Source organism: Thalassoglobus polymorphus (assembly GCF_007744255.1).
Lineage (GTDB): Bacteria > Planctomycetota > Planctomycetia > Planctomycetales > Planctomycetaceae > Thalassoglobus > Thalassoglobus polymorphus.
This window is the reverse complement of record NZ_CP036267.1, coordinates 1,856,213-1,870,857: the sequence shown is the minus strand read 5'-3', so window position 1 is coordinate 1,870,857 and position 14,645 is coordinate 1,856,213. Positions and strand designations below refer to the sequence as shown.

Genomic DNA, 14,645 nt, shown 5'->3' with positions numbered 1-14,645 from the left:
TCTATAAAGCACGAAAGTCGCAATCTAGGATTGCTGCTCAAAGAGGGTATCGCGGATCCCCAATCGTAACTTGATTTCTTTCACCCAGCAGTACAACACGGGGACTACTAACATAGTCATGATCGCAATCGTCATACCGCCGATGCTGGGGATAGCCATTGGGATCATGATGTCCGCTCCTCGTCCGGTAGATGTCAGGATCGGGATGAGTGCCAGGATGGTCGTCGCTGTCGTCATTAAGCAAGGACGAACACGGCGCACTCCTGCTTCAATCGTTGCTTCTCGAGCCTGACCTATTGTGTCGATTTGCTTCTTACGAAAACTCTGATCGAGGTACGTTGAGATCACGACTCCGTCGTCGCTGGCGATACCGAAGAGAGCTAGGAAACCGACCCAGATCGCCACGCTGAGATTGATCGGTTGGACTTGAAACAGAGTTCGCATGTTGGTGCCAAAGATGCTGAAGTCTAGAAACCACGGTTGTCCATAGAGCCAGATCATGATGAACCCGCCTGCCCAGGCGACGATGATCCCACTGAAGACGATGGAGGTTGTCAGGGAGTCTTTGAACTGGAGATACAGAATCAGGAATATCACAAAGAGCGCCACAGGCAAGACAATTGCCAATGTCTTTTGGGACCGGATTTGGTTTTCATAATTTCCAGAAAACGTATAGCTGACCCCAGAGGGCAACGAGAGTTCACCGTTGTCGATTTTAGCTTGTAAATAATGTTGTGCCTGTTCGACAACATCCACCTCAGCGTTGCCCGGACGCATATCGAACAGGACATATGCAATCAGGAATGTATCTTCGCTCTTAATCACTTGAGGTCCACGTACGAAATTGATTTTCGCAAGCTGCTCAAGCGGGATTTGTGTCCCATCAGGAGCATCGACGAGGATGCGTCCCAGTTGCTCAGGTGAGTCTCGAAGTTCGCGTTGATAGCGAATACGGACGGGATAACGTTCGCGCCCTTCGACAGTCGTCGTCACGCGGCGCCCACCGATTGCGACTTCAATGACATCCTGAACTTTACGAATCATGATTCCATATCGAGCGCTTGCGTCTCGATCAATTGCGATTTCAATGTACGGCTTCCCGACGACACGATCAGCGATGACAGCGGAAGCTTCAACATCCGGAACCTGTTTCAGGAATCGCTCCATATCGAGCGCCACCTTCTCAATGGTTTCCAGATCGGGTCCCTTGATCTTGATCCCCATTGGTGCACGCATTCCACTTTGCAACATCACAATTCTGGCTGCGATGGGCTGAAGCTTTGGTGCAGAAGTCGTTCCCGGCACTTCGGCAGCCTTTACAATTTCTTGCCAGATATCATCTGGAGTTTTAATGTGCTCACGCCAAACTCGGTAAGGACGACCTGCTGGATCAGGAATCAACTCTCCGTTCTCATCATGAAGATAATCTTCCGTCTCTTCGTCGTAGGCAAAGTCGATGCGGTGCCCATCTTTGTCGGTCATGTACTCCGATTTGTAATTGATAATCGTTTCGATCATGGAGACCGGGGCTGGATCCAAGGCACTCTCGACACGGCCAAGTTTCCCGACGGCAGATTCCACTTCCGGAATCGCCATGAGAGCTTTGTTCTGTAGCTGGAGGACCTGCGAGACTTCGCCAATGGAGGCGTGCGGCATCGTCGTTGGCATATATAAAAATGAACCTTCGTCCAAGGGGGGCATGAACTCTTTTCCAAGTCCCGGTAGCAAGTCGCTGCCCGCTGTCCAGATTCGCGATTCATGCACCGCGACAGAATCACCGCCCACTTTACTGACTGCCCAAGGGACCACGCTAAAGAGACGTTCAAACCCTAGCCATGCACTTCCCCCCATGAGTAAAAAGGTAGTGGGAACGGACAAAAATAATATTTTATGACGCAAGCACCACCCTAAAAGTGGAGCATAAATCACCCGTTGAAACAGTTGAAAGAACAGCATCAAACTGCCAATCAATACGCCGACAAAAATCAGGTTTCGCAGCATCCCTTTCTCTGGTCCGAGTGGTAACCATGATTCCGTCAATAACAGTCCCACGACAATCACAGCGAGTCCATTGGCGAGCCACGGTCCGTACTTACGAGTGCCAGCAGGCATTTGTTTTTCCAAGAGATGCCAGACCGATATTGCAATCAGGATTGTGCCCACCCACCAGGGGAGCCAGATCATCGCTACAAATCCTGCGATGATCAAAGATGCAAACAGATATCGTTTCAGCTTCTCGGAACTGAGTTGCCCAGCGAACAGGACATGTGCGACCGGAGGAATGACCGTGAGGGCGACAATCACCGAGGCGAGCAGCGCAAATGTTTTCGTAAACGCCAATGGACGGAATAATTTACCTTCCGCCGCCGTCATCGTAAAAACAGGGAGAAAGCTGACCACAGTTGTTGAAACAGCGGTGAGAACAGCACCGGCCACTTCACTTGTCGCTTTGAAGATCACCTCTTTTCGGTCGGCTTTGGGATCCGCTTCGTCCAAATGACTGAGAATATTTTCGCATAGCACGACCCCCATATCGACCATCGTGCCAATGGCAATCGCGATTCCCGAGAGAGCCACAATGTTGGCGTCCACGCCAAACGTTTTCATAGCGATAAAGCACATCAACACTGCTAATGGCAATAGCGCGCTGATCAAAAACGAACTTCGTAAATGAACCACCGAGATAATCACAACGATGATCGTGACCAGAATTTCTTCGAACAGAGCTGAATTTAACGTTCCTAGTGTTTCATTGATCAGGCCCGCCCGGTCGTAAAACGGCACCAGGGTGACTTGACTAGTCGTGATCCAGTCTGGCCAACTTGCTCGCTCATTTGCACGCAACCACTGCAACCATGCCTCCTGGTTCAGATCAGCATCGACGTAGGCTGTGAAGTCATGCGATGCGGCAAAGTTCGTCACCTCCGAACGTGAAACGATTGCATAGTTCACAACTGCCTTCGTAGGCAGTCCGGGAGAAATCTCAGCGATCTTATCCTTGACGTGCTTAATCGCCTCCAGTGGATTGTAGCCGTAGCGGACAACGACCACGCCTCCAACAGACTCAGCACCTCCCTTGTCGAGCATCCCACGGCGTAGAGCAGGCCCCAGGGAGACATGAGCGACATCCTTAATGTAGACAGGAACATTATCGTTCGACTTGATGACACTCTTTTCAATGTCGCTGACTTGCTTGATAAAGCCTAAACCACGAATCACATACTCGGCTCGATTGACTTCGATCGTCCGCGCACCGACATCCACGTTGGACATGCGAACTGCGTTGAAGATGTCATCCAATCCGACCCTGAACGCACGCATGGCATCCGGATCAACATCGATCTGGTATTCTTGGACGAAGCCGCCGACGGACGCTGCTTCACTCACTCCTTCGGCAGACATGAGTGAGTAGCGAACATACCAGTCCTGAACGGTTCGCAGTTCATGAAGGTCCCATCCTCCGACAGGGTTTCCCTCTGGGTCTCGACCTTCTAGCGTGTACCAGTAAATTTGTCCTAGAGCGGTTGCGTCAGGTCCGAGTGTCGGTTGCACTCCCTCAGGCAAGGTTCCCGAGGATAAGCTGTTCAGTTTTTCGAGCACGCGGCTGCGTGACCAGTAGAAGTCGATTTCTTCGTCAAAAATAATATAGATTGACGAGAAGCCGAACATCGAATAGCTGCGGACTGTTTTGACTCCGGGCAACCCGAGAAGAGAAACTGTCAGTGGATATCCAATCTGGTCTTCCACATCCTGTGGCGAGCGGCCCATCCATTCCGTGAAGACGATCTGCTGATTCTCGCCAATGTCGGGAATTGCATCGACGGGGACCGGATCTCGTGGGAGCCCACCAACTTCCCAGTCAAACGGAGCCACGAGGACACCCCACCCGATAACTCCCATCACCAGGAGCGCAACGACGAGTTTGTTATCGAGACAGAAGCGAATAATGCCATCAAGGAAGGAACTGGAACCTTGAGTGCCCGTCGCAGGTGGTAGCTCAGTCGTCGATGACTTGTTGTCGCGATCAGTGTTCATGATTTGATTTCAGCAAAAGTGTCTCGAAGAAAGCAGAACGATTGAACAGGTTTCTCTCTCTTATTCTTCGTCTTTGGAAATCGCCTCCGCAGCATCGGGTTTCTCACCGGCAATCAATTCAGTCCGGTCTGCACATTGCAGCATGGTGGAACCGAAATAGGGGTTTCGAGTCTGCGAATTGTCTTGCAGCCAGATGGCTCCTTTGTTGTTAAAGGCCATTGGACAATGTAACAGGAAGACCGGCTCCGTCTCACCAAAACCAAAAGACATGGCGAGAACTTGCAGCACTGCCGAGAGCGGTTCAAACTGAGCACGGAACGCACGGATCTCTTCAGTTTTCTTTAAGGATTCAACAATTGCTGCCAGGTTCTTCTGCTCTTTCATCCAGGCCCTATGGGCTTTATTGTCAGTTAAGAGCTTCATGTCGGCGGACTTCATCGACTGTTCAAATTGCTGCACTGCTTTCTGTGCTTCAGGGAAATTGTCACTTGCCAACGCATCTCCCATCTTCTGATAGGCATCCCACAGCGACGACAGTTGTTGTTGGAAAGGAGCCGGGACAACCAGTTTTTGTGGCAGACTCTCAGCATGTGCCAGTCCGAACTGTTCATCGAGTCGCTGCATGTCACGTCGCAACTCACCCACAAGCTGCTGAGCCGACTTGATCGTTTTCACCGTTTGACCTTCAGTGGCATCATTTCCGATCAGCATACTCAGTTCACTCCATAGCATCTTCGGGTGTTCGGCCAGTAGCGAGGAATCGACACTTTGCACAACCTCCTTCAACTTTCCAAAGTGTTGCTGCACCGCGTCCAAATTTTCTTCTTCAGCAGCATTCTGAATGTGCTGCCACGTTGTATTGATCTCTATCAACCGCTGTCGAATTGAAATCGGTAAGTCCTTCAACTTCGGTGGCGTTCCGGAGGATGCGTTGTCGCCATGTTGATGACCTCCGCCTCCTTCGGGCGTCATCATGCTTGGCTTCGCGACAATTTGCAGAGCACTGTCAATTTTGAAGTTCCCGTTTGTGACGACCAGTTCTCCTTCTTTGAGACCACTCCGGACGAGGTAATGGTCTCCGGCACGGGGACCTAACACGACTTCTCGCCCCTCGAAAGTCGGCTCTTTCGCCTTGGGATCTTCGACATAAACAATCGCGCGAGTCCCCGTCACTAACGCGGCAGAGACGGGAATCACCAATGGTTGCGTGTTTTCCATTGCCTTCGACGAGACATACCCCAAAGATTCAGCCCGAACCAAAGGCATGCCGCAGATGTCACAGTCTCCTGGTTCGTCCTTGACAATTTCCGGATGCATGGGACTGATCCATTTTCCTTCGAGATCGGCGTCGATCACTCGGCCACCTGCAGCGACTTTGGCTTGGACGATTGCCCTGACGAACATGTCCGGTTTGAGTTTTCCTTCGGTGTTGTCAACGTTGACGCGGATTTTTACTGTCCGTGTTTTGTCATTTAAAACTGGATCGATAAACGCGATACGCCCTCGAAATTCCTGTCCGGGGTAAGCCTCGGTTGTAAACGTGACGCTTTGTCCGTAGCGCAGCCAGATGAGATCTGACTCGTACGCATCCATCTGCACCCAAAGCTGACTCAAGTCTGCGACCGTGTAGATTCGGTCTCCGGTATTGACGCGGTCTCCCTCCTGCTTCAATTTCTCGATCACAATCCCGCCCATTGGAGCATAGATCATCACGTTATCGGTCGGTTTCTCGCGAGTTTCGATCTCAGCAATCTGTTCCTGGGTCAGCCCGAGTAAGCGAAGTTTTTCTCGCGCCGATTCGAGCAAATCGATTCCACCTGTGGCAAAAAAGTCTGCTCCCGCAGCGTCTGCTTGAGCCTTTCTCACGCGAGCCGTTTCAATCAGTTCTTGTTGAGCGGTATAAAGCTGCTCGCTATAGATGTAGACCATGTGGTCACCTTCATTGACCTGCACTCCGGTGTAGTCAACAAAGAGCCGATCCAATCGCCCCGCGACTCGCGCGGTAATGCGTTTGAGTCGAGTTTCATCGTAGTCGACCTTGCCGACCATGCGAACGTTTGCTTCGACATACCGGCGTTGAACAGGAGTGACCTGAATGTTCATCAGTGCCCGAGCAGCTGTACTCACGACAAGCTGACGCAGGCCGGTCACCGGTCCCGTGTTCGTCGAAAGCGGAATCAGTTCCATTGCACAAATGGGGCATTTTCCCGGTTTATTCGCTTTGATCTGCGGGTGCATCGAACAAGTCCACAGCTGGGGCCCACGCTCCGCAGCATGGTCATGCTCAGCACTCGCTTCTGCCGAAGGTGCATCTGATCCGCCCCAGAACTGGCTAAAGGCGAATCCCAGCACAAACACAACCACCAGCTCCCCAAGTAGCACGAATATGCTCGATGGTTTGAGTAGACGACTGAGAAAAGAGCGAGTTTCTCCTGACATCTCTGATCACTCCGGCAAATTTCAAGATCTCTCCCTGACCGAATTGCGATTATCAAGGGGAATTTTGTGCATAATGAACACGACGTACTACAGCCACCCGTCCCATCATAAACAACTGCATAAACAACTGTGAATGGATTAAAACGATGTGAGAGGAGTGCTTCGCCGTGAAATCAATACTACGCAACGACACTGGCATCGTATACAATGAACAATAACTCTTGTGTCGAAATGCTGTTGATGCTCAACTCGGCGTGCATTTTGGAGTCTGTAAACCACTTTCAGTGGGCGTTTACGTCCATTAGAAGGGCAAAGTCGCTCCGTTTCCGGGGCTGTTCTGGCCCTTGGAAAAGTTGCCTTGCCTCAGCGTGAGCTTTCGCGTACAAATCATCTGTTCTTGTCGACTTTTACTGATCAAGAGAGTTGAGGATCTTCGATAACCTAGGTATCGCAAATACTTATTGAGCCAATGATGTCTCCAGTCAAATCAACAGCACGAAAAATGATCACATCGCTTCTTGCGATCGTGTTCTGCGTGCAATCGTTGACTGCCGCGACTTTTCTGGATTGTCACTGCCGACGTGCGAGCGCTGAAGTTGAATCGCAAGCAGGATGCAGTCATTGTTCAGTAGGCGAGTCCTCTGCAGAGACCAGTGCTTGTTGCCAATTGCCCATAGACACAACTCCTTCAGAAAAGGATCGTGTTCACTGCCTCTGCGGACCTCACTCTGAGCCAACAGTTCCCGGCAACAGCAATGTTGTCACTTACAACTGGGATCTGCTGATTGCTGCTTCCATCGCCGAAGCCGGTTTCGACACTGAGAAAATTTGGCTTGATGCCGCCCGACGAGAATTGGCGAATCACGGTTTCGTGCCTTCCGTCTCTCTGCAAATTCTCTGCTGTACCTGGCAGACATAACTCTTTTTTGGCGTAATTGCTTCCACGCCAAGCCGATCTGAAATTCTTACCTCAGATTGTGTGTTCGACTTCGTCAAGCACAAGCTTCGTGCTGCGAGATGACAATCCTCCAAGTGAATCACTCATGAGATGCGTGCGCAACTCATGTGTTTGACTGGCCGTCAATACCTTTGTCTTTCTACATCTGGTGAGTCCTATGACACAGCCAAACCCGAAATCAAAACAAGCATCTGAAACGCCAAAGTCGACTGGCCTTGAGGATCAAATCGTTGACGCACAAAAGCAGCGAGTGGACTCGCGTCGCTGGTGGCTCAAGCTATTCCTGCAACCGCTGCTGCTACTTGCTTGTGCTGCAGTTACGATTGCAGGGCTGGGCCTGGCGCAGAAGACGGGTTGGATTACTTCTGGAAGTGGAGGAACTGGTGGGGTGACAGGTCCGGCTGCTGCCGACGTGGACTATATCTGCCCTATGATGTGTACACCTCCTCAAAAGGAACCTGGCCGGTGTCCCGTTTGTGCAATGGAGCTGGTCCCTGCTTCTACGGGAGGAGATGGCGGAGATGAGCGATCTGTCATCGTTGATCCGGCATCGAGGCGTGTCGCCAATATACAAACAGTCGCGGCGCGTTCTGTTGCAATGACTCGCATCATTCGAGCGGTCGGCGAATTGAATTATGATGAAGGGACGTTACGTACAATCTCAGCCTACTCGGATGGTCGATTCGAACAACTCTACGTCGATTACACAGGGGCCGTTGTCAAAAAAGGGGACCGCTTGGCCTCCCTGTATTCACCAGAACTTTATTCATCTCAGATTGAATATCTCGAAGCTGCGAAGTCAGCTAATCGGGAAACGCCCAAGAGCCTCCTTTCTGTTGCAGACGCTAATCGACGGATGCAAGAAAACTCTCACCAGCGGCTCATTGAATTGGGTATGGCGGAGCAACAAATCGAGAAATTGATCCAAAGCAGAACGGCGCAGAGTCGACTCGACATTCTGGCTCCGATGAGCGGAACCGTGATCGAGAAAATTGCGGTCGAAGGGGAATATGTGAAGCGAGGGCAGCCGGCTTTTCGGTTAGCAGACCTGTCAAGTGTCTGGCTCATGCTTGAACTCTTCCCAGAAGACGCAGCCGACATTCGCTACGGTCAAGCTGTTGAAGCAGTCATGAAATCGCTGCCTGATAAAACGTTCATGGGGCGTGTCGCTTTTATCGCGCCTGAAGTCGATCCGGAATCACGGACAGTGAGCGTAAGAGTCGTGATAGATAACACGAATGGAATTCTCCGTATCGGAGATTATGCGAAAGCAACGATTGAGGTTCCCGTTGGCCAAGCTCACGATCGAGCAATGATCTATGATCCCGAACTGGCGAATAAATGGGTTAGCCCACGCCATCCACACATTGTCTCAGACCAACCAGGAAAGTGTCGCTTATGCAACATGGACCTCGTTCCAGCTTCAGAGCTTGGCTTTACAGACCAACCACAGGAGGCATCAAAGGCCATTACCATCCCTAGAAATGCCGTCTTAATGGCAGCGGGACAATGTGTGGTTTACGTCGAAACGCAAGCCGGACGATTTGAAATTCGCCGTGTCATCGTCGGTTCCTCTTCAAGGGGAGAGATCGCAATCCTCAAAGGACTTGCTGACGGAGAAGTCGTCGCTACGAAAGGTAATTTCCTACTCGACTCACAAATGCAACTGGCAGGGAATCCCTCTTTGATTGACCCTACACGGGCGACAGAACCAATGGACATGGTCCCCGGTTTCGATCCGATTATGATCGCTGAAATCAGGCGACTCGCTGAAGCGGATCAAAAGGTGGCATTGACTCAAATCATTTGTCCAATCACGGACTTCAAGTTAGGCTCAATGGGTGTGCCTCAGAAGGTCATGGTGAACGACAAAGCTGTCTTTATTTGCTGCGAAGGGTGCCGGGAAGGTCTCCTCGAAGAACCTGAGCTGCATCTCGAAAAATTGCGTTCACATCAAGATTCTCCCCAGCCTGAAGCCTCTCCGGAGAATCACTCCTTCCCTCCCGTTCCACCTCTGGGCGGGACACCGTCTCTGACTCCTGACGGGGCACAACCTCCCATTGGTGGGATGACCATCATCTCTCCGGACTCCAGGAAGAGTGGCGTTTCAGAAGAACGTCTGGCAGCCCCGGATCACAAGGCGGAGAGGTTTCAATAATGAAGACTATTCTGAATTTCTGTATCCATGAACGTATGCTCGTCGTCATTGCTTCGATTGGCCTGATCACCTACGGGTGGCATTCCGCTCAGCATGTTCCTGTTGATGCGATTCCAAACGTCAGTGAGAACCAGGTGATCATCCTCACGGAATGGATGGGGCGATCTCCGAAAGATATTGAGGATCAGATTACCTATCCGCTCTCGATTGCTCTCCAGGCGGTGCCCGGCTCAAAAAACGTTCGTGGCAAAAGCATGTTCGGTTTCAGCTTTGTGCAAGTCACATTTGATGACGATGTGGACTTCTACTGGGCTCGCTCACGCGTCTCTGAGCAACTCACGACAGTCGCTGGAGCGCTCCCGGATGGTGTGACGCCCACTCTGGCTCCGGACGCGACCGCACTAGGACAGATCTATTACTATGTTCTCGAACCGCCGCCGGGCATGGATCTCGCAGAACTGCGTTCAAAGCAGGATTTCTTTGTGAAGTACGCTTTGAAGTCCGTGGACGGAGTTGCAGAGGTCGCATCGATTGGTGGGTACGTCAAGCAGTACCAGATCGAAGTCGACCCTGATGAACTCCGCTATTACGACATTCCCTTAAGCAAAGTAATTGAAGCTGTCAAAGCATCCAATATCGACGTCGGAGCGAAGACTGTCGAAAAGGGTGACATGGAGTACATCGTCCGTGGCAAAGGCTTTATCGGTTCGGGCAAGACTGAACCGGAGACGGTTGAACAAATTGAAGAGACCGTCGTCGTCACGAAAGATGGGGTTCCGATTACCTTGGGCGAACTCGCGCACGTGCAGATCGGTCCGGCATTTCGTCGCGGTGCGTTGGACTTCAATGGACACGAAGCTGTGGGCGGCGTGATCGTCATGCGATATGGCGAGAACCCTCGCAAGGTGATCGACCGCGTGAAAATGAAAATATCATCGTTGGAGTCGGAACTGGAAGGCATTCGTATCGTTGGTGTTTATGACCGGACGGAGTTAATCAACGAAACCATATTCACGCTCACGACAGCACTTTTCGAAGAAACCATGATCACCATTGTGATCATGGTCCTTTTTCTCCTGCATTTCCGAGCGAGTTTGATCATAGCCATTACCTTGCCGATGGCAGTTCTGATGTCATTTATCGCTATGCACCTGTTCGGGGTTGATGCCAACATTATGTCATTAGCGGGGATTGCGATTGCGATCGGCACAATGGTCGACATGGGGATCATTATTCTCGAAAATATTTATGAGCATCTCGCGGACTGGGAAGCGGAAGGATCTCCAGATGGAAATGAAGGGCGTTTGAGTGTGATCCGTGATTCTGCAGCGGAAGTGGTCCCTGCTGTGATTACAGCCGTCACAACGACGATTGTTAGTTTCTTGCCAGTCTTCTTTCTAACCGGGCGTGATCATCGTCTCTTCGCTCCTCTCGCTTGGACGAAAACTTTTGCTCTCGCATCCAGTCTAATCGTTGCTGTCGTGGTCGTGCCGATGCTGTGTCGAGTCCTCCTTCGCAGCTCACAACCCACTTGGCTGAAACGAATTTTTTCATCGCTTGGTTTGTCCACGATTACTGGCCTCTTGGCATACTTCGTTTGGGGAGATTACCTTGCTGAGCGGATTCTTCTGCCGTTACCGCTGACCATCCTTTGTAGTCTCCTGATTGGGGCTGCCACAGGTTGGTGGCTGGCCGCTGAACGAGTACTCCCTTTGGAGCAAAACCCAGTCAGTCGCCTCGTACTTTGGCTGTACGGAGGACGATTAAAGTTTGCGTTGAACCATAAGTTGTTGGCTCTGTCCGTTCCGGCCTTGGTCTTCTTTATTGGCCTGGGAGCCTGGATCGGTTTGCCAACAGTATTAAGACCTGTCGAGAATGTTGCCGCTGCTTTGGGGGCAGATCTCAATGAAATTCCTGGATATGTCGATGCTAAGCATCTTTTCACAGGCCTGCAAACCGATGACTGGATTGCACTCGATGAAGGGAGCTGGTTTTACATGCCCAGCTTATACCCCGCATCAAGTTTTAGTCAGGCGATGGAAACTCTGCAGTCACAAAACTCGATGATCAAGCAGATCCCGGAAGTCGCGAATGTGCTAGGAAAAATCGGACGAGTTGAATCCGCGCTTGATCCCGCTCCTGCCGGAATGGTCGAAACATATATTATGCTCAAACCTCGCGATCAATGGCGGGAGGGTATGACTGCGCGCAAGATTTGGGATGAAGTGAACAAGGTTGCCACACTCCCCGGAATCACGCCCGCCTCACCTCTGCAACCGATTGAAGGTCGCGTCGTCATGCTGCAAGCGGGGATCAAAGCCTCCATGGCAGTGCGGATCTACGGCGACAATCTTGAAGGGCTCTCACAAGCCGCTTGGGCAGTGGCCAGACAACTCAAAACTCATCACTTGGTGAATCAGGGAACGGTTAATCCTGACATTGTCATGGGAAAACCCTATGTCGAATTCGAGGTTGATCGCAAAAGCGCGGCCCGCTACGGAATGAACACTATGATGGTCAATCAAATTGTGTCTGCCGGACTCGGTGGTGTCGATGCCACAGTGACCGTCGAGGGACGAGAGCGATACCCCATTCAAGTCCGGTATGAACGAAGTGCTCGCGAACACCTTGAAGAGCTCACTTCGATTCCGGTGGTGACCCAAACGAGTGAGGTTGTTCCACTCGGAGACCTCGCAACGGTTAAAACAACTTGGGGCCCCGGAGCGATCAGCAGTGAAGACGCTCGACTGGTTGCACATGTATCATTCTCTCCACAAGGTTCCGCCGGCGACTTGGAGACCGTCAATGCCGTCATGGCTTCACTGCGTGAAGCTCGCGAAAGCGGCAAACTCATTTTTCCAGAAGGTAACTTCGAACTGCAGCCAGTCGGCTCGTTTCAAAACCAGATCGAAGCCAATCAGCGACTGCTGTGGATTGTTCCAATTGTCATTCTGATTAATTTACTTTTGCACTACCTGCACTTCCGAAACCTGCCCATCTCATTGGTTGTGTTCTCGGGCATCCCCGTTGCTGCTGCTGGTGGCATGATTGCAGTGGCCGTGATGGGCGTGGACATGAATACAGCGATGTGGGTCGGTTTCATCGCCTTGTTTGGGCTCGCTGCCGATGACGGAATTGTCATGGCCACTTACATGCGTGAAACATTGAGTCGCAAAACAATTCGTTCAGTAGAAGATATTCGCGTAGCGATTTACGAAGCAGGTCTCAAACGAATTCGTCCTTGTGTCATGACAACGGTGACAACACTTGTTGCGCTGATTCCGGTACTGACATCAACGGGGCGCGGTGCCGATGTCGCACAGGCGATGGCACTTCCCGTTTTTGGTGGGATGCTGATCGAACCATTTACGACGTTTATCGTCCCAACGCTCTATTGCGCCTATATGGAGTTCAAGATGCAGTTAGGAGCAAACGATGAGGTCTTCACGGATGTGGATCTGAAGCATCTGCATGAGGACACGAAAGCTGCGTGAGTTGGAACCAAAGAATCGTACAGGATCACGGCATTCGCCTTCGTTAAGGAAGTCACTAAAACCCAGGAGGCACAAAACGAGTGGGTTCAAAAGGCAAGCAGAGCTTCTGCACTGGCATACTTACTATGATGGCTGGCTACTTTCGACTTTGCCGGTCGAACTGAGCGAATTCACATTTGTCGATTGTGGTGCAGGAAGAGGGCGTGTCTTATTGGTTGCATCGGAATTCCCATTCCGAAAAGTGATTGGAGTCGAACTGGCACATCAATCGCATGTTATTGCTTCACAGAACATTACCAATTCCCAAAGTCCACGTCGTCAATGTGAGGATGTGCGTTCTGTGAACAGTGATGCAGCAGATTTCGAATTTCCATCAGAGCCACTCATCGTCTTTTTGTACAACCCTTTCTCAGAAGAAATCACCAAATTGGTGGTCGACAATTTAATGAATCCCCTTGATGTCAATCCACGACCGGTTGTCGTCCTTTATCACAATCCTGTGTACACCAATCTCTTCGAGGAAAGATCGGTATTCCAAGAAAACGATGCGGACTGTCGACCTGGTCAGAACTGGAAAATCTACTCACTAAAACCAGTGATGAATCCTATCACAAATTCACCAATGGATTGGGAGCGAAGTCGATGTTCGACAACGGCTCTCTATTCAGACTTATGGAAAAGAAGAATGAAACCGTATTCACTCGTTGCGATGTCACTGTTTGCCATTTTGCCATCATCCGTCCAAGCCGATGATGGCCATGCTCACGATCATGCCAAGCGGGACCATTTGCGTGCGACGGCACAAAAGATTTGTCCGGTCACAGGGAAAAAGCTCGGCAGCATGGGAGCACCCATTAAGGTTGCCGTTGGAGAACAGAAAGAAGAAATCTTCCTGTGCTGCAAAGGCTGTACGCAAAAGCAGATTAATCCTCAACACTGGGCAACGATCCACACAAACATCGCTCAAGCACAAGGCAAGTGTCCCGTGATGCAAAAACCGTTGCCTGCCAACCCCAAATGGACAATTACCAATGGTCAAGTGGTCTACATCTGCTGCCCTCCCTGTTCCAAAAAGATCGCAGCCGATCCAGAAACGTTTCTGGGACGAGTTGACACTTACTTGACTGCATCAATGAAGCGGGATCCGAGTCATCAGCACAAGTAATCCTCCGACCTGATTGCTTTTGACTCTTGAGGAATCGTCGGCAACGGAGTGTCGGCGATTCCTTCATTTCTTACTTTTCTGTAGAAAATCTTCGGCATCACAATCAACGAATCGATTTTGAAAGGACTCAAATCATGAAGATAACGACTTTAGCAGCCTTGTTTTTAGGCGGATTTCTGCTGGCAGCATCGTCTGGTTGTCAGTGCTCCCGAAATACAACTGAAGTTCCCCACGGGTAATGGGGAACTTCACAACATATGCAACGTCGCCCGTAGTGACCGGAGCACCTATTGCTTCTGCACCTACGGATGCAACATATCTTTCTATACCCGAAGGATCGACGAATCGGACTTCGTCATATAGCTCTGGGGGAAGTTGTCCAGGTTGCCACTAATT

The 14,645-nt window shown here is 50.9% G+C and carries 5 protein-coding genes; 3 read left to right on the top strand and 2 right to left on the bottom strand.

The features are described 5' to 3' along the window. Positions 1-24: 24 nt before the first annotated feature. Together Mal48_RS06825 and Mal48_RS06820 are read right to left on the bottom strand one after the other, a co-directional pair. Positions 25-4,035 (bottom strand): efflux RND transporter permease subunit, encoded by a 4,011-nt coding sequence (locus Mal48_RS06825; RefSeq protein ID WP_145197369.1) that lies wholly within the window; start codon positions 4,033-4,035, stop codon positions 25-27. A gap of 60 nt (positions 4,036-4,095) precedes the next feature. Beyond that, entirely contained in the window at positions 4,096-6,474 is a 2,379-nt protein-coding gene (locus tag Mal48_RS06820) for an efflux RND transporter periplasmic adaptor subunit (protein WP_145197367.1), read from the bottom strand. 1,115 nt (positions 6,475-7,589) lie between these two features. Between Mal48_RS06820 and Mal48_RS06815 the strand changes: the two genes are divergently transcribed. The 3 genes from Mal48_RS06815 (at position 7,590) to Mal48_RS23545 (ending at position 14,249) form a co-directional block, all read left to right on the top strand. After that, positions 7,590-9,590, top strand: a complete 2,001-nt coding sequence (locus Mal48_RS06815) for an efflux RND transporter periplasmic adaptor subunit (protein WP_145197365.1) — start codon at positions 7,590-7,592, stop codon at positions 9,588-9,590. Further along, entirely contained in the window at positions 9,590-13,084 is a 3,495-nt protein-coding gene (locus Mal48_RS06810; protein WP_231739944.1) for an efflux RND transporter permease subunit, read from the top strand. The genes Mal48_RS06815 and Mal48_RS06810 overlap by 1 nt, the downstream gene beginning before the upstream one ends. A 340-nt stretch (positions 13,085-13,424) precedes the next feature. Beyond that, positions 13,425-14,249, top strand: coding sequence for a hypothetical protein (locus tag Mal48_RS23545; protein WP_145197361.1), 825 nt, complete (start codon positions 13,425-13,427; stop codon positions 14,247-14,249). Positions 14,250-14,645: the final 396 nt, after the last annotated feature.